The organism is Chryseobacterium vrystaatense (genome assembly GCF_000737765.1).
GTDB classification, from domain to species: Bacteria; Bacteroidota; Bacteroidia; order Flavobacteriales; family Weeksellaceae; genus Chryseobacterium; species Chryseobacterium vrystaatense.
Window position 1 is genome coordinate 412,717 of sequence record NZ_JPRI01000004.1, and the last position, 22,957, is coordinate 435,673.

Below are 22,957 nucleotides of genomic sequence, written 5' to 3' on the forward strand. Positions count from 1 at the left end.
GAAATTTATCAATGCCGCATATAGAACATACAGATTATTATTCAAATATATTAGGAACAAACCTTAAAATAGAAGTAACCGGACATTACGGACATCCGATCATCATGTTTCCGACTTCACAGGGACAGTATACCCAAAATCATGATTTCCATCTCAACGGAAGTATCAACTGGTTTATAGAGCAGGGAAAAGTAAAGCTTTATAATATCCAAACCATTGATGCATGGAGTTTTTATGATGAAAAAATACCGCCTCAGAAAAGGATCAAAAATTATGAACTTTACGTACAGTTCCTGATTCAGGAATTCATACCCTATATCCAGAAGATCCACAAAACACATCGTGTAGCGGTAGCCGGGGCAAGCTTCGGGGGATATCATGCGGCCAATTTTTCCTTTAGGTTTCCGGACGTGGTTTCTCATCTGTTCTGTCTTTCAGGAGCGTTCAGCATCAGAAATTTCATGGATGGATATTCTGATGAGCTGGTTTATTTTAACTGTCCAAGGGAATTTGTAAAGAACGATGAAGCCTGGAAATACAAACACATGCACATTGTCCTAAGTACTTCGGATCAGGATATCTGCAGAGATAAGAATATTGAAATGGCGGAGATCTTAAGCTCGAAAGGGATAGATTTCTGGTACGACGAGAGAAAATGGATTAACCACGACTGGACACTATGGAGAATGGTTTTCCCAACATTTATTGGCACCTTTTTCTCCTGAAAAACTGTACATTTAAGAAGATAAAAAAGTAATATATACACCAATTTAAAAACAAAAATTATGACAAAAAAAGTGGGAATTCTATTCGGTATGGAAGATACATTTCCTTGGGCGTTTATCGACAGGGTAAATGAACTGGGAGGCGGTGAAATCATCGCTGAACCGGTAAATATCGACAAACTAGAACAGGGTGCTGATTACGGCTATGCAGTAATTATCGACAGAATTTCGCAGGATGTTCCTTTTTACAGAGCTTATTTGAAAAATGCTGCACTTAATGGAACTTATGTAATCAATAATCCTTTCTGGTGGAGTGCAGATGAAAAATTCTTCAATAATGCGCTGATGATTAAACTGGGAATTCCGCTTCCTAAGACGGTACTGCTCCCTTCACATGAAAGACCTTCTGATACTTCGGAAACATCGTTCAGAAACCTGAAGTTTCCACACGACTGGGAATATATTTTCGATTATGTAGGCTTTCCTGCTTATATGAAACCTCATGATGGCGGCGGATGGAAAAGTGTTTACAGAGTGGAAAACCCGGATGATCTCTGGAATAAATTAAGTGAAACAGAACAGCTTGTCATGATGGTACAGGAGGAAATTGTTTTTGATGATTATTACAGGGTATACTGTCTGGGCAAAAAATATGTCCATATTATGCCTTACGAACCGCGTAACCCGCATCATCTGAGATACGCGACAACACATCAGACCCAAGGGGAAGAACTGGAAAAACTATTAAAGACTATTCATGATTATACAATCACAATGAATGAGGCTTTAGGATATGATTTCAATACGGTAGAATTTGCTATCAGAGACGGCATTCCATATGCTATTGACTTCTGTAATCCTGCTCCTGATGCAGATAAAAATTCGGTAGGCGAAGAAAATTTTGCATGGATCGTAGAACATGCCGCTAAACTAGCCATTGAAAAAGCTAAAGAATATGTTCCGGGAAAACCTAATATCTCTTGGGGCACTTTTGTAAAAGATTCAGTAAAATAAGAGTAAAAATAAAAAAACACGAAAAAAAATGCATCAATTTACCATAGGAATCGAGGAAGAATATCAGATCATTGATGTTGAGAGCAGAGACTTAATATCTCATGTTTCGAAAATTATTGAAGGCGGAAAAGCTGTTTTAAGTGAAAATTTAAAGCACGAGATGCATGAATCCATGATAGAAATGGAAACCGGTATCTGCCAAAATATCAAGGAAGCCAGAGCCGAGCTTACCAACCTGAGAAGGCATTTAATCAATACGGCCCATGAACAGGGACTCCGGGTTTCAGGCGGTGGAACACATCCTTTCTCTCACTGGTCTGATAATAATATCACCCAGGGCGAGAGATATATTAAAATCGTTGACGATATGGGCGATGTTGCCCGCGAAAACCTTATTTTCGGACTTCATGTACATATCGGAATTCCAAACAGAGAAGAAGGTGTAAGGATACAGAATGTAATGCGTTATTTTCTGCCGCATGTATATGCACTTTCTACCAACTCCCCTTTCTGGATTGGAAGGTATACAGGCTTCAAATCTTACAGACAGGAAATTTTCGTTAAATTTCCAAGAACAGGTATTCCAAGCTACTTTAATTCGCTTGGTGAATTTGACAGCTATGTAGATCTTTTGGTGAAAACAGGAACTATTGACAATGCTAAAAAGATTTGGTGGGATCTCAGGGTCCACCCTTTCTACCCTACCATTGAGTTCAGGATTTGCGACATGCCTTTACGTATTGATGAAACCGTATGCCTGGCCGCAATTATGCAGTGTCTTGTCGCAAAAATCTATAAACTTCATCAGCAGAATTTAAGCTTCAGAAGCTACAGAAGACTCTTACTGAATGAAAATAAATGGCGGGCCTCTAAAAGTGGTATAGAAGCACATCTGATTGATTTTGGGAAAGAAGAATCTGTACCTTATCCGCATCTTCTGAAGGAACTTCTGGAATTTATTGACGATGTTGTCGATGAGCTGGATTGCAGAAAGGAGGTAGAATACGCATGGACCATTCTAGAAAACGGAACCGGTGCAGACAGACAGCTTCAGATCTACAAAGAGACCGGTGATCTCACCAAAGTAGTTGATTATATGATCTCTGAAACAGAGTATGGTATAACGCATGGCGAAACGGCTTCATAATATTTTTGGTAACTTTACAAAAAATATGAAGTAGTATGAAAGATATTAGAATTGCACTGATCGACATGAACAACAACCATGTTAATCAAGGCTTTAGAAATATTAAAGAAATTTCGGAAGCATTCCAAGAGAGCTCTGAAGAAAATGTGATCATCGAAACATTTGATCTAAGATTCAGGAATGAAATGCCAAAGATTGAAGATTTTGACATTTTCATTTCTTCAGGCGGACCTGGAGATCCACACCGGGAAGGTCTTGAATGGGAAGACAGATATGCAGGTTTTCTGGATACTGTTTTAGAGCATAATAAATACAATGAAGATAAAAAGTACCTGTTCCTGATCTGCCATTCATTCCAATTGGCAAGTATTCACTGGAAACTGGGCAACATCTGCAAAAGAAGATCGTATTCTTTTGGGGTAATGCCGGTTCATAAAACAGAGGAAGGTGATCAGGAGTTTTTATTCAAAAATCTTCAGGATCCTTTTTATGCCGTAGATTCAAGAGCTTATCAGTTTATTGAACCCGATATGGACCGTTTAAATGAATTGGGTATGAAGATTGTGGCTATAGAGAAATCAAGACCGCATATTCATCTGGAAAGGGCCGTGATGGCTGTACGTTTCTCAGATGAGATCTTCGGGACACAGTTCCATCCGGAAGCTGATCCTAAAGGCATGATCGAAAATCTGAAAGACGAAAAAAACAAAACGGCAATGATTGAAAACTTCGGAATGGAGAAATATCTTGAAACAGTAGACAGAATTGATGATGAAGACAAGATCATTCTGACCAGAGGACAAATCCTGCCAAGATTCCTCCAGTCTGCAAAAAAAAACATTTTGAAGGAAAGTAAAGCTTTAGCTTAAAAGGAAAAATGCAGATTCAAAAGCCATTGATTTAATATACAACTACAAAAGTTTTAGACCCTTAAGTAAAAGTAAGTATTCCAGCTGTTGAGAAGAACACTTAAGTTTTCTCTGATAATATTTGATTTTCATCTTCTGTTGAATTTTACATATCATACTTAAACTGTCTGAAGTAATCTTAAGTATTTAAAACTTTTGAAAAGACCTTTTGTCGTTAAAATAAATGTATCAAAGCTTTATTGGAGTCGCATTAAAAAATTAAAAAGTATTGAAATCGAGCAGAAATGCTCGATTTTTTAAAATCAAATCACAAAGAAAAAATATGATCCCTAAATATAGAAAACAGTTCAACCAGGAATTTTCACAGGAAAAATACGACCAGCTTAAAGAAAGTCTTACCCAAAAAGGAGGTATTGCACCGGCATTCCGAATATCAGAAAGCCCACTCTTTCTTACTGAAGAATTTAAAAATAAACTTCTGGATGCCAGTAACAGTATTATTGACCAAATCAAAGAAATTCCCGGCGAAATTTTATTAAAAGCTGTTCCTGATAACTGCAGAGTTCCCAATGATACACTACAACCTCATTTTTTTACGATAGACTTTGGAATCTGCCGAAGTGAAAACGGAGAGATCGAACCGCAATTGATAGAGCTTCAGGCTTTTCCTTCCTTATATGTTTTTCAAAAAACTTTTGAAGAGACCTTTTGTGAGATATACCCTTTCCTGTCAGAGATCAAAAATAAAATGCCTGCTGATGATTTTAAAAATCATTTAAAAAAACTGATCGTAGGAGATGACAATCCTGAAAATGTTATTCTCCTTGAGATTTTCCCGGAGAAACAGAAAACAGCAATAGACTTTGCATTAACAGAAAAGTTATTAGGGATAAAAACAGTTTGTCTGACAAAAGTAAAAAAAGAAGGTCGAAAATTATTTTATGAAAGCGAAGGAAATTTGGTGGAGATCAAAAGAATTTACAACCGTGTTATTTTTGATGAACTGGACAGAATTCCAGATTTGAAAGCCGGGTTCGATTTCCGTGAAGATATCGATGTAAAGTGGGTCACACATCCAAACTGGTTCTTTAAGGTGTCTAAATTCCTTCTTCCTATGCTGAAGCATGAATTTGTTCCTAAAAGTTATTTTCTGCATGAATTTCCAAAAAATGAAAGTCTTGACGATTTTGTATTGAAACCTCTATTTTCTTTTGCGGGAAGCGGTGTAAATTTAAATCCGACAAAAGAAATCACAGAAGCAATTGAAGATAAAGAAAATTATATATTGCAGCGAAAAGTAACCTATGAACCCATCTTTGAAGATATAAACGGAGAGTTTTCAAAAGCAGAAATCCGACTTCTTTATATCTGGCATGAAGATGATGAACGCCCTATCCTTTTGGAAAACCTGGGGAGAATGACAAAAGCAGCTATGGTGAATGTGGATTTCAATAAGAAAGACGCGATATGGATTGGAAGCTCCAATGCCTTTTTTAAATAAAAAAAAACAAATTTTAAATAAAAACAAATAAATGATCGAAAAAATAGCTATTCTGGGAGATTTTAATCCCATACACTACACTTTACATCAATTAAATAACACAGCAAGAGATGTACAAAAAGTATTAAAAAGAGAAATTCAGTTTGACTGGATTTCTACTGATATTTTTGACTCTAAAACTGTATTTGAAAAGCAAAATTACAAAGGATTATGGATAGCTCCGGGGAGCCCCTATAAAGATATGGACGGCGTAATTAATGCAATCAGGTATACCAGAGAAAATAACATTCCTACCTTTGGAAATTGTGGAGGTTTCCAACACATGATTATAGAATTTGCCCAAAATGTCTGTGATATACAAAATGCTGGTCATGAAGAAATAACCCCTTCTAATCCTTATCTATTAATTAAAAAACTATCATGTTCGTTAAAAGGTGAAGAAGAAACCCTTAATTTAATTGAAAAAAGCAGCTTCCTTTATCAAACTTTAAAACAGGATACAATTTTGGGGAAATATTATTGTAGTTATGGCATCAATGAAATATATACAGACAATTTAAAAGCTCACGGTATGATATTCACCTCGATTTCTGAGGATAATAATTACAGATCTTTTGAAATCAAAGACCATCCTTTCTTTGTAGGAACACTTTTTCAACCCGCTTTAACTTCAACTTTGGAAGAACCCAATCCATTGATTATTGAGTTTATAAAGAAGTCGTTAGAAAATGTAAATAGACTCATAAAATAATTATAAACCAATTGCAAGAATCTTCAAAAGATCAAATTTTATAACGCAAAAAATACTGGAAATATCAGATAATGATAATATTCTTGTATTCAGAAAAAATTAAAGTCAAATTAATGGATCCTAAAAATGTTGATGAATTAATTTACCAACCGCTTGGCCTAAAATATTCCAATGTTGAAGAAGAGGATGAATGTGGAGAGTATTCGGGGTTTAATTTTACATTAAACCATCTTAAAATAAAATTCCGCACCTCTAAAATAACCCCTACCAAAACAGGGCAGTTTGTAACCATCTGGAAAAGGGACGCAAAAGGAGAAACAGCTCCGTTTGATTCCCGTGATCCGTTTGATTTCTATCTGATTTCAGCTTCCAAAGACAATGACAAAGGCATTTTTATTTTTCCGAAAGATATACTGATAGAAAAAGGAATTGTCTCTCATGAAAAAAAGACCGGTAAAAGAGGCATAAGAGTTTACCCTGGTTGGGATCTTACAGAAAGTAAACAGGCTAAAGCTACTCAAAAATGGCAGACAGAATATTTTATTGATCTTTCACAGAATAAGGAGTCATATCTTCAAAAGGCTAAAGCATTATTGGATTTGAAATAGAGCCACTGATTTGCTTTTTCCAAAATAAAAAACGGCTGAAAATTCAGCCGTTTTTATGATTACAGATAATTTATGTTCATGAATTTTTATCGTCTTCAAGAAGCTCACGGGCCTGATACTCCTGTACCAGATCAATCGCATTGGAAATAACATCACTTAAAGCAGTAATAAACGTTCCATCTTCAGCCATACCCATTGCATGTTTCAAAGCTTCAATTTCTTTTGGTATAATCTCATAGCTCACATCTCTTCCTGCTTCATTAATACCGTCGATAATCAGACCATTGATCTCTTCTTCTGTTCTTCCTCTCAGGTGCTTTTCGTTTCTGATTATGATATAATCAAACATCCTTCCTGCGATTTTCCCACACTCCCTGATATCACTGTCACGCCTGTCACCTACTCCCGAAATGATACCGATCTTCTTTGTAGATTCTACATTTTTAAGATAATCTTCGATCGCCTCGTAACCTGAAGGATTGTGCGCAAAGTCAATCAATACTTTAAAGCTTTTAAATTTAAAAATATTTAGTCTTCCAGGTGTAAGCTGAGCACTCGGAATAAAAGTTCTTAAAGAATTAGAAATATCTTCGATTCCAAAACCGTGTAAATAACTTGCCAAACTCGCTGCCAATACATTTTCGATCATAAATCTGGCCTTTCCTTCCATTGTAATCGGAAAATCTTTGGCCTTTCCGATTCTTATTTTCCAGTCGCCTTTTTTGATGGTTACAAAACCTTCTTCGTAGATGCAGGTAATCTTCCCTTCTTTCGCAAATTTTACAATATGGGGATTGTTTTCATCCATACTGAATATCGCGATATTACTGTCGAGGTCATTGATGATTTTCATGGAATACTCATTGTCTGCGTTCAAAACGCTCCAACCGTTTTTCTTCACACTATCCAGAACGACTCTTTTTACTTTGGTAAGATCTTTCAGGTTGTGGATGTCATTCATTCCTAAATGATCTTCCTCAATATTGGTTAAAACCCCAATATCACATTGTGAAAATCCTAAACCGGAACGAAGAATCCCCCCTCTGGCAGTTTCCAGAACTGCAAATTCTACGGTAGGATCTTTTAAAACAAATTCAGCAGAAAGCGGTCCAGTAGTATCTCCTTTTGAAAGCATTGTATTTTGAATATAAATACCGTCAGAAGTGGTGAAACCTACTCTATACCCGTTACTTTTTACAATATGTGAGATCAGTCTCGTTGTTGTTGTTTTCCCATTCGTACCTGTTACCGCAATAATTGGAATGGTATAAGGTTTCCCTTGCGGATACAGCATGTCTACAACAGGAGCAGCTACATTTCTTGGAAGACCTTCGCTTGGAGCCAGGTGCATTCTGAATCCTGGCGCAGCATTTACCTCGATGATGGCAGCCCCGCTTTCTTTCAATGGCTGTGTTAAATTTTCTGCCATGATATCAATACCGCATACATCCAAGCCAATAATTTTGGAAACTCTTTCAGCCATCGTGATATTTTCCGGATGTACCATATCTGTAACATCAATGGATGTTCCTCCGGTAGAAAGATTAGCCGTGGATTTTAAGAAAACTATTTCTCCTTTTTGAGGAATTGTTTCAAGGGTATAATGAAGCTTTTCAAGAAGCTCTAAAGTATCTTTATCAACCGCGATTTCTGTAAGAACATTTTCATGTCCGTATCCTCTTCTCGGATCACTGTTTTCTTTATCTATCAGCTGCTGAAGATTGAGTTCTCCGTCACCTACTACATGGGCAGGAACTCTCCTTGCTGCCGCAACCATTTTATTATTAATAACCAAAACTCTGAAATCGTATCCTGTAATGTATTTTTCTATAATTACTTTTCTGGAATACTTCTGAGCATGTTCAAGTCCTATTTTTGCAGCTTCCCAATCATTTACATTAATGGAGGAACCTTTTCCATGATTTCCATCCAGTGGTTTCAGAACAATGGGATACCCTATTCTTTTGATAACCTCCGTTAATCCTTCTTCATCAACGATCAGGTCTCCAATGGGAACCGGAATAGCCGCATCATGCAGCATTTTTTTTGTCAGTTCTTTATTGCAAGCAATATCCACTGCAATTGAACTTGTTTTTCCGGTAATAGTAGCCTGAAACCGCTGTTGATTGACACCGTAACCTAACTGTACTAAAGAGTTTGTTCCTAATCTGATCCAAGGAATTCTTCTGGAAACAGCTTCTTCCACAATACTTCCCGTAGAAGGTCCAAGACGTACACGTTCTCTTATTTCTTTAAGCGTATGGATACAGGCATGGATATCATATTCTTGATCTTCAATCAAAGCCTGCGCTATTTTTACGGCTTCTTCCGCAGCATAGATTCCTGCATTTTCTTCAATATAATTAAAGACGACATTGTATATTCCAGGTGATTTGGTTTCACGTGTTCTTCCGAACCCCACATCCATACCAGCCAGGGTCTGTATTTCTAAGGCAATATGTTCAATAACATGTCCCATCCAGGTTCCTGTTTCTATCCTATGAAAAAATCCCCCTTCTACTCCTTCTGAGCATCTGTGGCTCATCAGGGATGGGAGTAGTTTTTGGATCCTTTCTCTGAAACCATCGATCTTATTCGTAGGATAATTTTCCATTTCCTCCAGGTCCAATCTCATCTGTATCAGCTTCTTTCTTCTGATACTCCAGATATTTGGGCCGCGTAATGCCTGTATCTTCTCAATTTTCATAATCTATTTGCATTTTTATCAGTTAACAATAACTCCTTCAAAAATCAAAGATAATGTAAAACCCTAAACGAAACTATACCACGTTTAAACATTTCTCAAAAAAGAATTAAAAAAAATTAACAATCCTAAAACATTAAAAACCATTTAAATGTGGCATGAATTTCGTCAAATGTTAAATATTTTTTAAATTTGCACACTATGATGAGACCCGTTGGAAAATTAATTATTATCGGAGGCGCTGTAAACAAAGGAAGTTTTGCAGAAACCGATTTCGATCAGAACATTGAAAAAAACCTTAATTTCTTTGAAAGAGGAATCTTGCGAAAGATCATTAATGAATCTAAGCATAAGGAAAACTCTGTCATTGAAATTGTAACGACAGCCTCACAGATCCCTCAAATTGTAGGTACAGAATATAAGAAAGCTTTTGAATTTCTTGGTGCCAAAAATGTAAATATACTTGATATACACAACCGTGAAGAAGCCAATTCTGATGCCATGGCTGCAAGAGCCAATGCTGCAGATGTTGTGATGTTCACAGGTGGAGATCAGCTTAGACTGACTTCTATCCTTGGTGGAACAAGATTTCATGACACGATATTGCTGAAATATCAGGAACAGGATTTTATCTATTCCGGAACTTCTGCCGGTGCTGCCGCAGCTTCTGAAAATATGATCTATCAGGGAAGCAGCTCTGAATCTCTCCTGAAAGGTGAAATTAAGACTACGCAGGGACTCGGATTAATCGACAATGTGATCATTGATACCCACTTTGTACAAAGAGGCAGAATCGGACGTCTTTTCCAGGCTGTCGTCAACAATCCAAGAACATTAGGAATAGGATTAGGTGAAGATACCGGACTTTTTATCTATAATGACGTAATGACTGCTGTAGGTTCCGGCCTTGTCATTCTTGTAGACGGAAGATTCATTAAAGATACCAACCTTACCAATATCAACCTTGGTGAACCTATTTCAATTGATAATCTTACCGTACACGTAATGTCTATGAACGACCATTACGATCTTACCACAAAAAAACTGACGATAGAGAATTCACAGTTTAATCCAATACCGCAGGATAAATAGCCCTAGGATTAAAGATACCCTATAAATATCATTAAACAGACTCAACCTGCCCTTCAAAAGAAAGGCAGGTTTTTTATAGGGTAAAAAACATTGCAATCAGAAACAAGCAATGAAGAATTCACAGATAATATTACGATACTGATATCAGGAAAATTCTTATCTTGTCTCTATATTTTTGAAAACAAAGGATGAGCAGTAGTTATCGTAAATTTTAATCATGATCATGAAGCTCATCATCCGAAATCCATATATCTTATGAAAATTATCATCCACGGCGGTTTTTTCTCTGAAAGCGACCAAAGCCATGAAGTAAAAACCGCAAAACAAAATTCTTTAAAACATATCGCTCAGCAGGCATTCGACTATCTTCAGACGCATTCTGCTTTTGATACCGCAGCTTATGCTGTCTCCCTTCTGGAAGACGATCCCTTATATAACGCAGGGATTGGTTCGCAGATACAGAGTGATGGCGTGATCAGGATGAGTGCAGCCATTATGGATGGAGAAACTCAGAAATTAAGCGGCGTAATCAATCTTCAGGATGTCAGGAATCCAATTTTGGTCGCTAAAGAGCTGATCAGAGAAGATGACAGAGTTTTGGGCGGAAATGGTGCTAAAATTTATGCGTCTCAACATGGTTTTGACAACTTTTCTACAGAACTGCCGCAAAGAAGAAGTGAATATGAAACCAAACTTAAAAACGGAGGAAAAGGAACCGTAGGCTGCGTTGCCCTGGATAAAGAAGGAAAACTGGCCGTAGCAACCTCTACCGGAGGGAAAGGTTTTGAGATTCCCGGAAGAATTTCAGACTCAGCAACAGTAGCTGGAAATTATGCCAATTCAATTTGTGCAGTAAGCTGTACGGGCGTAGGCGAAGACATCGTAAGCAATGCCACTGCTGCCAAAATCGTTACGCGAACAACAGATGGAATGAGTCTGAAACAGGCTTTTACCAAGACTTTTGATGAACTTAAAACAATTGACGGATTCGCAGGAGCTATTGCCATTGACAAAGACGGAAACATATGCCATCAGGATTCTTATCCTACAATGGTCTTCGCAAGTTTTGATGGAGAAGCGTTTCAGGTCTTCCAATAATTTTAACATTTTTTTATCATCTGATTTATTTTTTTGGCACGTATTTTACATGTTAATAAGTAACAAATTTTAATACACATTTTAAAAAATAGAAATCATGGGAAATAAGACAAAAGGTTTATTAGCTTTACTAGGTATTGGTGCTTTAGCATATTGGAAATACAAAAATTCTTCACCTGAAGACAAGCAGGCTGTAAAGGATAAAATCAATACAGCTAAGGATAATCTAAACAAATGGGGAAATGATGTCAAAAACAAAGCTAATGATGTGGCTTCCCAGGTTCAGAACAAAGTAGATGAAGCAAAAACAAAAGCAGAAGATTCTTTAAGCTAAAAGCATATTAGTTTTTTTAACATTCATATATAGAAAGTCATCGCAGTCTTAGGATTACGATGACTTTTCTTTATCATAGCCGAATGGCAGATTCCATGCCTTTTAACGGGCCAATTCTAAAATTAATCTCTTTTATAAAAATCTATTGACCAAGCAGTTTTCTCTTTTGCTCAGTAAACTCTTCTTCACTTAAAACTCCGCTTTCTCTTAGTTTTCCCAACTGCTCCAGCTGAATTAAAGTACCTGACTGAGAAGGATTCTGAAAATATTCTTTGGGACGGGACATGAAATCTCTTACTTTTTCGCAAAATAATTCTGCCTCATACTTACCAACACCATCAATCGCTACCACATCATCTGATACATGAATGTCTATAGATCCTAACAACAGTGCGGTTTCATATTGTATAGAGCTTATTTTATCGTAGGAAAAATCTTCTACTTTCAATCCATACATAAACTCTTTGTCTACGAAAATCAGTCTTCTGTCGGTAGCAACCAGAATAATATGATGTTTTGTTGCTTTGCTTCTACCTTCAACAAGGTATACGATTTTTTCATTTTTTGAAAGGACATCAGGTAATTCACGGATCTCTTTTCTTGCAAAAAATGTCGGATTGATATCCAACTTTTCCAATTCCTCTTTTATTTCGTCAAGTCTTGATCGTTCGCTCATAGCAGTAGTTTAGAAGCGTAAATTACTATTTCTTTCCGAAAAATAATTGGATTGGTTTTAAAATTTAAAGTCCCATCAAATTACGATAGAGGTATAATCACTGTAAAGTTTCCATCCTATTGATTCATAAAGAGCCTTTCCTTCCTCTGTTGCTACTAAAAAGTTATGGTAAACACCTTTCGATAAGGCTATTTTCTCGAGTTCCCGCATCAGAAATGTAGCAAGACCTTTTCTCTGGTGTATTTCTTCTGTTACAATTCTGTCATAGACAGCCAGATCATCAACAAGTACAATACGACCAATAGAAGCCAGTTCTCCGCTCTGGTTCATGATTTTGATTGCTGTTGTAGAGTTATATTCTTCGTATTCAATTTTATAACCCGCACAAAGGTGTGAATCATAAGTTTTCATTGATCCGAAGCAGGACATCATATATCCGGGAGGCTGTATTTTCCACTTTTCGGGTACAACTTTATTTATTTCATCACGGGAATTACACACTTTAAGATAGATCCACGGTTCTTCAATCTGCTGGGAAAGCTCGATAAAATCCTCATTGAGTTCGGAAAAAACATATCTCTCTTTTTGCTGTTCCTCTCCTACCTCTACCTTAAAACCAGATTTGTATTTTACAGGAAGAGGAAGTTTTCTGGATAATGACCATGCTGTCAGCCATTTTTCCAGAATGTCGTGAGATACTTTAGCATTCATCGTCTTACTTTATGGTTACGAAAGCTGGCCCAAGAGTTTCTTTTTCTGTTCCGCAAATTCTTGCTCAGTAAGAATTCCGCTCTCTCTTAGTTTTCCCAGTTTTTCAAGCTGACTGAAAATAGCCTCCGAAGATACTTCAGTGGCTTCAGCTGTTTTATCGTGAGGCTTCGGTTTGTTATAAATTTCTTTGATGAAACTGTAAAACCGTTCTGCATCTTCCCGGTCACAGAAACATTCAAATTGCACAATTTTATCTTCCGTATGCAGCTTGATGATTGGAGATAACGGATTGTTTACGATACTGACTTCGTTAATGGTTTCGTTCGGATACTCATTGACAATCACATTTGAAAACATTCCCTTTGACACGGAAAGCATTCTTTGATGCGTTACCAGCAAAACACCTGCATCTAAAGACTTTAAAAGCTGCGCATCTGTGGCCGCAATAATTCTTTCATTTGCACTGAGTATTCCGGGAAGTTCTTTTATCTCTCCTTTAGTGAATATGGACAGGTTCGCGTTTACCTGTTCCAGTTCATATTTTATTTCTTTCAGTCTCCTTTTATAAAACTTGCGGGAATCAGCACTACTGGAGACCAATCCGGGTTGTGTACCTTCAAATTTCGAGACACCCGGTTCAATACTTTTTTCCTGAGACAGATTTTCCGGTTCCGTTTTTCCGTTTTGTACAAGGCTTTTAATGTTATGGATACTGAATGTGCTGAGATTATACAACAGTTCCTGATTGATACTGCTCACTTTATCCAGGCATTTATTACATAGATTTCCGCCGTCTAAAAGTTTATTTTCGCCTAAAAGAGTATCTATTGACGTCAGTTCAGCATTGCATAATGCACAAGTGTTACTCATTTTTTGTTGGTTTTAAAGTTTAGCCAGAAGTTTTTTCTTCTGTTCTGCAAATTCCTCTTCCGTAAGAACTCCCATTTCACGAAGCTTCCCCAGTTTCTCCAGCTGTTCAAAAACTACTGCGGAGGTTTCTTTGTCACTACTCTGCTGAGATTGCTGTGGCTGCTGAACTGTTTGCTGAGGAATAGGCTGCGCCTGTTGTGGTCTGATCTGATCTACAGAAGAACGACTGATATGGTTTTGTACCGCATCGCAGAAGTTTTTGGCAGCGCTTTTTATGTACAATTTAAATTCTGCGGTGAAGCCAGGCGTAAATACTTTCAGAGTTGAAGATATCAGACTTGTATCATGCTGTATTAAAGTGACTTTATGAAGAGGAAATTCATTTTCAAAAACACCACCAAAAAACTTTTTGTCAACGAAAATTATTCTCTTTTCCGTTGCAATCACAATTCCTTCCAAATCATTGTAAAGATATTTACCTTCTGCGATGGCAATCAGTTTTTCATTTTTATCGAGAACATTCACCAGTTCCTCCACTTCACTATTTACAAAAATACTGAGTTTAGCTCCTGTTGCTACAATCTGATCTTTTATTTCATCAAGTCGCGAGGGTGCGTCTGCTGTATACGTAAACTGAATACTTTGCGATGGTGTCGGAACAATGTCCAGACCGGAAGGCTCCACTATATCAACCCTCTCCGATTCAGTAACCACCTCGGGTTCCTGATCTCCTTCAAGTACCATATCTCTTATCTGAACAATGCTGTAATTCACAAGATCAGAGACAAGATCTTTATTGATATTTGTAGCTTTATTCAGGCACTTATTACAGAGAATTCCTCCGTCTGACAGTTTATTTTCGCCTAAAAGCGTATCCATGGATGTAAGCGGAGTTCCGCATAAAGCACATTCAGTGTTCATCTACGTTTTATGTTTAATAGTTTAATGATTAAATGCCAGACAGTATTTGCATTAATCCAAATTACAAATTTGTGTTTACAATGAAAGATATTATTATAATCTTTCAGGTGATTTTTTCTTTTGTGATGAAAATTTTTCCTCTGGTATGATTTCCCCCACTAGTATTAATTTTTGTTTTAAAAATAAGTATTTTTTACAACCTGTCAATTAGTTTTATTCATAAGAAGTATTTTTTGCCCCTAATCTGCTTGATTTTTTAAACTTGCTCTGTCATTTTCAGTATTATAAATTAGCCAGACAAATTGTACTACCGTTTCAAACCAACAGATATAGGGATATGATGTTGTAACTATTCGGGAAATCCTGTATTTTTATCAAAACATATCTTGTCCCATCTCAAACATAATACATGATAAAACAAATGACATCTTAAAATGAAGAGCTTAATAAAACCGAATCCCGGTGATTTATTTTATATTCCGGCAATCGGTATTTTGAATGAAGAAGGGTTTGTTATAGCCCGCTATATAGAATTAATTAAACCTAATTTAGGTCATTTGATTGAGGTTTTTGATCATTTTTACACCGAGCCTCCCAAGGATATTTCGGATGTAAAAACAACAGAAAGGCTATTTAGACCTATCTTTTGCAGTATGCGTTTTGCTGACATTCCCAGATGGAAAAAATTATTCAGCGATCCGGATTATGATAAGTCTGAATCTGGATATGAACACATATCTTTTGCATTTGGTCAAAATATATGGATTGGTGGTGAAACTAAAATGGCAACGCCGGAGCAGCTGGTCAATATTGAACCATCAATTTGTTGGCGTATGAGCCATATCATATTTAGGGTTATGGCTCATTTAAAAGGCTCATTGTCAAAAGATGAAGTGATGGATTACCACAAGCTACCAGTAGAATACAGAGTAGATGATGATGGCGCCATTAAAACAGTTCATGAAATTGCAGAACGTATGCACAATCAATTTACGGTATGGGGAAAAATGTAAATTCCGGATTATCGGAGCTATTACATCCCACTGTTGAATAAAAAAAGATTGGCTGATTATAATCAGCCAATCTTTTTTGTTATTTTCTACATGCAAAAAATATTTGCAGCTATTTCTCAGAAGATTTTAAAGACCTAAAAATTCTTCCAAAGAAACTGTTTTCTGTTCTCCCGCTTCTAGATCTTTAAAAGTAACGGTATTATTTTTAATCTCTTCTTCTCCTAAGAAAACAAGATTTTTGATTCCCTTCTTCTCCGCATAAGTAAACTGTTTGTTCAGCTTTGAGTTTTCCGGGTAAAGTTCTGCAGAGATCCCTTTTTCCCTTAACTGCATGATTATTTTCAACGCTTCTACCGTTCCCTCTCCTCCGAAATTGGCAAACAGATATTCTACCTTGGTTGATGCTTCTTCAGGGAAAAGATTAAGCTCTTCCATGACCAGGTACACCCTATCCAGACCAAATGAGATTCCAATTCCCGGAATATTTTTAACACCAAAAACTTCGGTAAGATTGTCATATCTTCCACCTCCACCGATAGATCCCATCGCCACCTCATCGGCTTTTACTTCGAAAATAGCTCCTGTGTAATAATCCAAACCTCTGGCCAGCGTAATATTGAATACCAGGTTCTGCATGTTTACTCCAAGGTTTAGAGACTGTGTAAGAACAAATTCCAATTCCTCAACTCCTTTCAGGCCTATTTCGCTGTCTGCAAATTTCTCTTTTAACTGAAGAAGGTTTTCCAGAGCGTCATCTGACTGGTTAAACAAAAATTCTAATTTATCTATGGATTCCTGAGAAATTTCTCTTTCCAATAATTCTTTAACAACACCTTCTTTACCGATCTTGTCAAGTTTATCCAAAGCCACTGTAAACTCGATCAGCTTCTCTGTAATCCCGGCATATTCAGCAAGACCTGAAAGAATCTTTCTGTTGTTCATATGAATAGTTACAGGAATTTTAAGGTCTGAGAATGACTTCAGGTACAGTTGAACCAAATCCACCTCCTGCAGCAGACTTTCGCTTCCTACCACATCTGCATCACATTGGTAAAATTCTCTGAATCTGCCTTTTTGAGGACGGTCTGCCCTCCACACTGGCTGGATCTGGTAGCGTTTATAAGGGAATGTCAATTTTCCATGATTCATGGCCACAAATCTTGCAAAAGGTACCGTAAGGTCATAACGGAGTGCTTTGTCTGAAATTTGAGCAATAAGTTTTTGATGACTTTTATTGTCCCAATCTTCTTGGTTGGCTTTTGAGGTATAATCTCCTGAATTTAAAATCTTAAAGATCAGTCGGTCCCCTTCTTCTCCGTATTTTCCTGTTAATGTAGAAAGATTTTCAAAGCTTGGAGTTTCCAATGGCTGAAATCCAAATAATTCAAAATTATTCTGTAAAATATTGATGATATATTTTCGTCTTGAAACTTCCTGTGCTGTAAAATCTCTTGTTCCTTTCGCTAAACTTGGCTTCATTTTTATAATTGATAAATGATATTAATATTATATATGCTTCAACCTATCCAAACGTTCTCAACTACAAAGCAAAACACTTAAGTTTTATTGAAGTTCATTATAAAAACGGTTGACAAGAACACTTAAGTTTTTGAAAATCTTTGATTCTCTCCTTTAAATCATTTTAAATGTATAAAGGATCAAACTTTAAACATACATTCTCTAAAGCCTTTTTTTAGAATAATTTTTACAGATTGAATAGATAAGCAGTGCAAAAATAAGGAATTGCAAGGACTTTTCCGAAACATAAAAAAACTGAGGAAGGAATCTTCCCCAGCTTTCGATGCATTATCATCATTCACTATGAAAAGTCAAATGCTTTCCAGGATCTCCAGAATCTCTTCTCCATAGTTTTCAATCTTATGTTTTCCGAAACCTTTGATCTCCAGAAGCTCTTCTTTTTTTGCAGGTTTATATTTTGCCACAGATGTCAGCTCTTTATTGCTCGCGATAAAGTAAGTCGGGAGGTTCTGTTCCTTAGCCTTCTCAGACCTCCAGTATTTCAGGGCATCCAAAATTTTTTCTTCATCAGCGTTTAAAAACTCATTATCTGCAGTATATTTTACTGCCTTTGGTTCCTTCACTGTATTTTTAGCGGTTTGCAGCTCTTCAAAATACAGAACAACGGACCAATAACATTCATCACTTACAAAAGCGGTTTCCACTTTTATAATCTCGTTCACTTCCAGAAAAGCATCGAGCATCTTCTGATCTTTGTAGAGAAATTCTTCAGGAAGTCGAATTTTAAAAACTTTTACTTTCATCATTTGTATTTTTAGAATTACTTGCCTCCCAAAAGAAGAATTTCTTCTACGCGAATCTCTGTTATATAGCGCTTAACGCCATCTTTATCATCATACGATCTGTATGTAAGTTTGCCTTCAATGGCTATTTCCTTTCCTTTAGGAGCATACTTCTGAAGAATTTCAGCCGCTTTTCCAAAGGCAATCAGATTATGCCATTGCGTTTCTTCTACCTTTTCACCTTTTGCATTGGTGTAATGGTCGGTAGTAGCCAAAGACACACTTGCTTTTACATTTCCACTTTCGAAGTTTACCATTTCAACTTCTTTACCTGTGTAACCAATTAATGTTACTTTGTTTCTTAGTGACATAGCTTTTAAATTTTTAAGATTAATAATTTAGATAAGAGACGTTCACTGTCTTTCTCAAATATCTGTTGCAAAGATTGTTACCGGGTGACACCATAGTCGGTTATAAACTATTTAAATTCGTTTGTAGTCGTTTGTAAATGGATATTAAAGAAAAATTGGTGAAGATGTTATCAAAAAAAATCATCCTTCAAAATAAATCTGTACAGCCTATTTTCTCATGAGCTCTTATTTGAATTGAAACCTCTCTCATTCTCCAACTAAATCCAATTTCCATTCTAAAAAAACATTTTACTTTATATCCTTTTTAATGAATAAAATAAACCTTTACAACTGAAAATTTTCAAAATACTGCTCTTTTAAAAATTTCCAAAAAAGTTTGTTGTTTAAATAATTCAGTATTTCTAACTTGAATGAATTATTATTCAAAAACACCGTTATGATGAACAAAAATATCTCTAATTCCGAGAAGATTTCCGAGCATCACATTCCGGGAATCAACCGCGTAGTAAAACTTGACATTATCATTGAAGGACGGATCATCCGTCATTTCAAACACCTCAGCCTCCGACAGAGTATAAAAAGCCATCATCATTTTGACCTTAGTCTCGCTCATGATACTCTGGAGGAAATCCAGAATCATAATCTGGAAGAAGCAATGAAGTTTTTGGGGAAACGCCTCACCCTGGTTTTTACCTATAAGGATATGGAAAACAGCCCTGAAAGAACTTTTGTAGGACTGATCACCCATGTAGAATTCAGCCAGAAAAAGATGAGCCTTGGGGATATCGTCCTGAAAGGAGAAAGTCCTACCATACTGATGGACTCTGCCATTCATACCCAGAGCTTCGGAGGAAGCCAGCCTGTGAATACATCTATTATAGCCGAAAGAATCATCCGGGAAACACTGGATGCCGGCAAATTCGACTATATCATAAATTCGGGGAATAACAGTTATATCAACTACAGTACGCAATATAAAGAAACCCATTATAATTATCTGTCAAGGCTGGCAGAGACCTATGGAGAGCAGTTGTATTATGATGGGGAAACTTTGCATTTCGGGAAGATCCCACCTCCGGAACAATCCATACGGCTTGTCAGCGGAAGTCATGTAAGCGACATCACCGTACAGCTTAAAGCCGTCCATATCAAACCTGAATTTTTCGGCTATAACCCTGCCAAGAACGAAAAATTTTCCAGTTCAACTGCAGATATCAGACATCAGGGATACCTTGCTGCGAAAGCTTACGAGCTTAATGGTACAATCTACAAAACACGGTCACTGAATCCTTCTCCTATTAATGCCAATACATTTCTGGATGTAGATGAGGTCCAGAAAAGTGCTGCGGGAAGCGCTGCTGTAGAAGTTTTTAAGGTTTCAGGAAATACAAGCATTCCTTTTCTGTATCCGGGCTGTACAGCAGATTTGGAAATGAAAAAGCCCGACAGCAGTGAAACCTCCTATTTTACCAGACTGATGATCACCGAAATATCTCATGAGCTAGATACCAACGGTATATATACCGGATCATTTGAAGCCGTCGCAGAAGGAACCGGATACCTTCCCGCACCAAAATTCAAAACTCCAAAAGCAGAACCACAGATAGCCACTGTTGTCTCCAATGCAGACCCCCTGAATCAGGGACGGATACAGGTAAAGTTTGGCTGGCAGCTGAATGATACTACTCATTTTATCCGTATGATGAGTCCAGATGCGGGAGGAACCGGAGCAGTACCCCAAAACAGAGGATGGGTATCTATTCCCGAAGTAGGTGATCAGGTAATGATCGGTTTTGAATACCATCATCCAGATTTTCCCTTTGCAATGGGGGCTATGTTTCCCGGAGATCTTGCTGTAGGCGGAGGAATCGACAATCAGATTAAATCCAGACAGACCAGAAGTGGAATAAAATCCATTTTTAATGATGGCGAAGGAAGCGCCCTTCTTGAAGATTCAAATGGAAGCAGCTGCTTCATGGACGGTAAAGGAAGTGTGAAAGTAACAGCACCTAAAGACATCATCCTTCATGCGGGTGGAAATATCATCATCAGTGCAGGACAGGACGTCAGTATATTGGCAGGAAATCACATGAATACATCAGCAACAATGAATTATACGCAGACGGTAGGAGTACATTATATCAATACTGTAGCGGGAAATGCGAGTTATCTGATTAGCGGAAAACTTACGGAACTGATAGAAGGCGATGTACGCAGTGAAACGAAGAAAGGAAAAACTGTCGTGAATAATGATGAAGGAATTGAAACATTCAGCAACTCATCCATCACCAGACATGCGCAAAATGAGATTCAGAACAACAGTGCTGAAAAAAGCAAATTTCACTAAAAACATAACCATGAGCAGGACGAGAATTATTAAAGGTAAACTTACCGAAATAACGGAAGATGACTACAATATGTATTCTATATCTGACATTATATGCAGGTCGAAAGGTGAAATCCAAGAAAAGGGCATTAAAAAAGGAATACGCTTCGGAATGCCCCGATATGCCAAAGGTTTGGAACTCCCAGCGAAATGTGTAGTCCATTTCAGACCCAAAGACAACTGGAAAGGAGAAGATTATGGCTTTGACTGGATGAGGCTTGGAGAAACGGAGGCCTTTGGAGACACCTATTACGAAGAAATTATTGCAGAACAATACAAAGACGCCTCTTTTAAAACACTGGAAAATGATCTCAATGAATATGATGGTTTTTTCAAAACATCATCGGTGATGTTCGCAAAACTAAGAAACGAATATGGCGTATACAGCATCCCCTGGAAGAAAAAATCTGATGGCAGTGCGGAAGATTATTTTTGTTCCTGGCTTTCTGTATACCCTTCTTTTATAAAGGATACGGCAGGAAATCTTGTGCCATCAGGTTTTGGTAATACCACAGCCTTATTAAGCCTTATCGTAGAAGCAGATGAAGAACCTGAAACACTAAGGTTTAAAGAAAATCCACACTTTAAGATCGATCCGATGGAGATCACGGTAAAATCTAAAGGAAAACATGACCTTAAAGACTATGTCACCATAGAATGTCTGGAAGAGTTCTCTACGGATCAGGTTATAGAAGTATATGCCATATCTAAAGATATGGAGGGTAAAGAAACTGAACACTTAGCCGGTAAACTGAAGGTCTGGGCCAATGATTCTTCCAAAAGAAAGAATGCGAAAGTGCTATTGGTCGAAGTAAAAACCCCTATCATTTCAAGAAGCTCAAATATAGGATCTTCCATCGGGCAAAAAGAACTATTTGAAAAATATCTGAAACAGGCATTGATAGAGGTTGAAGTTGAAACCTATTCTTTAGACTTGTCAACCGATGTAAACCTGCAGTCCGGAGGAAAATATGTTGATGGCACTACGATATTGGCATATTATGAGGCTGTAGATACGATCCCAACTGAGCATGCAACGGACTATATGAACCTGGTATTTTATCTTAACAGAAAACTTCAGGAGGATTTAAAAAGTAAAAAAGAAAATGAATACAAATACAATAAATATTTCATTGCTTTTTATATGGGTGAGAACGGAGGAAAAAAAAATAAAATGAATATTTACAAAAGCCTTAACGGTTACGCTCTTGCTGATTTTGTAGTCCTCTTTGCTAAAAAGAATGATGAAACTGCAAGTCATGAATTTCTTCATACCAAAGGAGTTCCTCATAGCTTCACGAATAGCGTTGCAGACCTTAATGCGGCGTATACTTATATTTATGCAAAAACTGAAAATATCATGGACTATTCTCATCATTTAGGAAAACAAAGGTACAGTCTTTGGAAGTGGCAATGGAAAACAGCAAACTCTAAAATAACAAGCTTATGAAAAAATATATTTTACTGTTATTACTAGTTAATATCTCCTGCAAAGCACAAAACAAACATTTTATGATACCTGAAATAGATAATAAATTTGAAAAATTTGATTCTGTGAAATTTAATGAATCAAAAAAGGAAAACCCTAATGTTTTAAGAGAGTTTTTGTATAATGGGACATATATAGAAAAAGATCAGGGTACTTATGGGAAAGGCTATTTAGCGACTTCACCAAACTCTTACTATACAATAACAAAAATATACTATCCTAATGGAAATATAAAAAGCAAAGGAATGGATATGCAAATAAAATTTCCAGTATAAGTTAAGCTACATTTTGATAAATTTCGTTTTGATTATTAAATTCTTCTATTGTTTTGTAATTTAGGGTACTGTGACGTCTTTTTTTATTGTACCAGATTTCAATGTATTCAAATATTTCCATTCCCATTTTTTCTTTTGTTA

Annotated in this window: 23 protein-coding genes; 14 read left to right on the forward strand and 9 right to left on the reverse strand. The window is 36.8% G+C overall.

What is annotated here, in order from left to right; translation table 11 throughout:
• The first annotated feature begins 11 nt into the window (after positions 1-11).
• The 7 genes from IW16_RS13975 to IW16_RS14005 all read left to right on the forward strand — a co-directional run bounded on the left by IW16_RS13975 (position 12) and on the right by IW16_RS14005 (position 6,615).
• Entirely contained in the window at positions 12-725 is a 714-nt protein-coding gene (locus IW16_RS13975; RefSeq protein WP_034745227.1) for an alpha/beta hydrolase-fold protein, read from the forward strand.
• Positions 726-785: 60 nt separating this feature from the next.
• Entirely contained in the window at positions 786-1,739 is a 954-nt protein-coding gene (locus tag IW16_RS13980) for an ATP-grasp domain-containing protein (protein ID WP_034745229.1), read from the forward strand.
• A gap of 28 nt (positions 1,740-1,767) precedes the next feature.
• Positions 1,768-2,886: a carboxylate-amine ligase gene (locus IW16_RS13985; RefSeq protein WP_034745231.1), complete on the forward strand. Its 1,119-nt coding sequence runs from the start codon at positions 1,768-1,770 to the stop codon at positions 2,884-2,886.
• Positions 2,887-2,921: 35 nt separating this feature from the next.
• Positions 2,922-3,755, forward strand: a complete 834-nt coding sequence (locus IW16_RS13990; RefSeq protein WP_034745232.1) for a type 1 glutamine amidotransferase — start codon at positions 2,922-2,924, stop codon at positions 3,753-3,755.
• A gap of 322 nt (positions 3,756-4,077) precedes the next feature.
• On the forward strand, positions 4,078-5,256 hold the full coding sequence (locus IW16_RS13995) for an ATP-grasp domain-containing protein (RefSeq protein WP_034745233.1): 1,179 nt from the start codon (positions 4,078-4,080) through the stop codon (positions 5,254-5,256).
• Positions 5,257-5,287: 31 nt separating this feature from the next.
• Positions 5,288-6,007 (forward strand): glutamine amidotransferase-related protein, encoded by a 720-nt coding sequence (locus tag IW16_RS14000; RefSeq protein ID WP_034745235.1) that lies wholly within the window; start codon positions 5,288-5,290, stop codon positions 6,005-6,007.
• Positions 6,008-6,120: 113 nt separating this feature from the next.
• On the forward strand, positions 6,121-6,615 hold the full coding sequence (locus IW16_RS14005; RefSeq protein ID WP_034745380.1) for a MepB family protein: 495 nt from the start codon (positions 6,121-6,123) through the stop codon (positions 6,613-6,615).
• Positions 6,616-6,691: 76 nt separating this feature from the next.
• Here the strand turns inward: IW16_RS14005 and cphA are convergent, their stop codons facing one another.
• A complete protein-coding gene (cphA, locus tag IW16_RS14010; RefSeq protein WP_034745237.1) occupies positions 6,692-9,322 on the reverse strand; it encodes a cyanophycin synthetase in 2,631 nt (876 codons plus the stop codon).
• Between the two features lie 198 nt (positions 9,323-9,520).
• Between cphA and IW16_RS14015 the strand changes: the two genes are divergently transcribed.
• From IW16_RS14015 to IW16_RS14025, 3 genes are all read left to right on the forward strand, one after another.
• Positions 9,521-10,411 carry a cyanophycinase gene (locus IW16_RS14015; RefSeq protein WP_394332455.1) on the forward strand — a complete coding sequence of 297 codons (891 nt, stop codon included), beginning with the start codon at positions 9,521-9,523 and terminating at the stop codon, positions 10,409-10,411.
• A gap of 255 nt (positions 10,412-10,666) precedes the next feature.
• The gene (locus IW16_RS14020; RefSeq protein ID WP_034745239.1) at positions 10,667-11,509 is read left to right on the forward strand and encodes an isoaspartyl peptidase/L-asparaginase; all 843 of its coding nucleotides are present in this window, start codon (positions 10,667-10,669) and stop codon (positions 11,507-11,509) included.
• A gap of 97 nt (positions 11,510-11,606) precedes the next feature.
• Positions 11,607-11,843: a YtxH domain-containing protein gene (locus tag IW16_RS14025; RefSeq protein WP_034745241.1), complete on the forward strand. Its 237-nt coding sequence runs from the start codon at positions 11,607-11,609 to the stop codon at positions 11,841-11,843.
• Positions 11,844-11,985: 142 nt separating this feature from the next.
• Here IW16_RS14025 and IW16_RS14030 read toward each other — a convergent pair whose 3' ends face one another.
• The 4 genes from IW16_RS14030 to IW16_RS14045 form a co-directional block, all read right to left on the reverse strand.
• Positions 11,986-12,519 carry a PH domain-containing protein gene (locus IW16_RS14030; RefSeq protein WP_034745243.1) on the reverse strand — a complete coding sequence of 178 codons (534 nt, stop codon included), beginning with the start codon at positions 12,517-12,519 and terminating at the stop codon, positions 11,986-11,988.
• 75 nt (positions 12,520-12,594) lie between these two features.
• Positions 12,595-13,230 carry a GNAT family N-acetyltransferase gene (locus IW16_RS14035; protein WP_034745245.1) on the reverse strand — a complete coding sequence of 212 codons (636 nt, stop codon included), beginning with the start codon at positions 13,228-13,230 and terminating at the stop codon, positions 12,595-12,597.
• A 15-nt stretch (positions 13,231-13,245) separates the two neighbouring features.
• On the reverse strand, positions 13,246-14,100 hold the full coding sequence (locus IW16_RS14040; protein ID WP_034745247.1) for a PH domain-containing protein: 855 nt from the start codon (positions 14,098-14,100) through the stop codon (positions 13,246-13,248).
• A gap of 12 nt (positions 14,101-14,112) precedes the next feature.
• On the reverse strand, positions 14,113-15,021 hold the full coding sequence (locus IW16_RS14045; RefSeq protein WP_034745249.1) for a PH domain-containing protein: 909 nt from the start codon (positions 15,019-15,021) through the stop codon (positions 14,113-14,115).
• A gap of 434 nt (positions 15,022-15,455) precedes the next feature.
• On the opposite strand from IW16_RS14045, the gene IW16_RS14050 reads away from it, so the two are divergent.
• Complete coding sequence (locus IW16_RS14050; RefSeq protein WP_034745251.1) at positions 15,456-16,034, forward strand: Imm26 family immunity protein; 579 nt, start codon at positions 15,456-15,458, stop codon at positions 16,032-16,034.
• Positions 16,035-16,160: 126 nt separating this feature from the next.
• Here IW16_RS14050 and hisS read toward each other — a convergent pair whose 3' ends face one another.
• From hisS to IW16_RS14065, 3 genes are all read right to left on the reverse strand, one after another.
• Complete coding sequence (gene hisS / locus IW16_RS14055; RefSeq protein WP_034745252.1) at positions 16,161-17,513, reverse strand: histidine--tRNA ligase; 1,353 nt, start codon at positions 17,511-17,513, stop codon at positions 16,161-16,163.
• A 350-nt stretch (positions 17,514-17,863) separates the two neighbouring features.
• Positions 17,864-18,319 carry an HRDC domain-containing protein gene (locus IW16_RS14060; RefSeq protein WP_228376943.1) on the reverse strand — a complete coding sequence of 152 codons (456 nt, stop codon included), beginning with the start codon at positions 18,317-18,319 and terminating at the stop codon, positions 17,864-17,866.
• 14 nt (positions 18,320-18,333) lie between these two features.
• The gene (locus tag IW16_RS14065; protein ID WP_034745253.1) at positions 18,334-18,666 is read right to left on the reverse strand and encodes a single-stranded DNA-binding protein; all 333 of its coding nucleotides are present in this window, start codon (positions 18,664-18,666) and stop codon (positions 18,334-18,336) included.
• A 436-nt stretch (positions 18,667-19,102) separates the two neighbouring features.
• Between IW16_RS14065 and IW16_RS14070 the strand changes: the two genes are divergently transcribed.
• The 3 genes from IW16_RS14070 to IW16_RS14080 are packed head-to-tail and all read left to right on the forward strand — an operon-like array spanning position 19,103 to position 22,816.
• Complete coding sequence (locus tag IW16_RS14070; protein ID WP_051890269.1) at positions 19,103-21,013, forward strand: type VI secretion system Vgr family protein; 1,911 nt, start codon at positions 19,103-19,105, stop codon at positions 21,011-21,013.
• A gap of 10 nt (positions 21,014-21,023) precedes the next feature.
• Positions 21,024-22,502 carry a zinc metalloprotease gene (locus IW16_RS14075; RefSeq protein WP_131327895.1) on the forward strand — a complete coding sequence of 493 codons (1,479 nt, stop codon included), beginning with the start codon at positions 21,024-21,026 and terminating at the stop codon, positions 22,500-22,502.
• Positions 22,499-22,816: a hypothetical protein gene (locus IW16_RS14080; RefSeq protein ID WP_034745257.1), complete on the forward strand. Its 318-nt coding sequence runs from the start codon at positions 22,499-22,501 to the stop codon at positions 22,814-22,816. Before IW16_RS14075 ends, IW16_RS14080 begins: the two co-directional genes overlap by 4 nt.
• 1 nt (position 22,817) lies before the next feature.
• On the opposite strand, the gene IW16_RS26640 is transcribed toward IW16_RS14080, so the two are convergent.
• Positions 22,818-22,943, reverse strand: a complete 126-nt coding sequence (locus IW16_RS26640; RefSeq protein ID WP_394332457.1) for an IS3 family transposase — start codon at positions 22,941-22,943, stop codon at positions 22,818-22,820.
• Between the last annotated feature and the right edge of the window lie 14 nt (positions 22,944-22,957).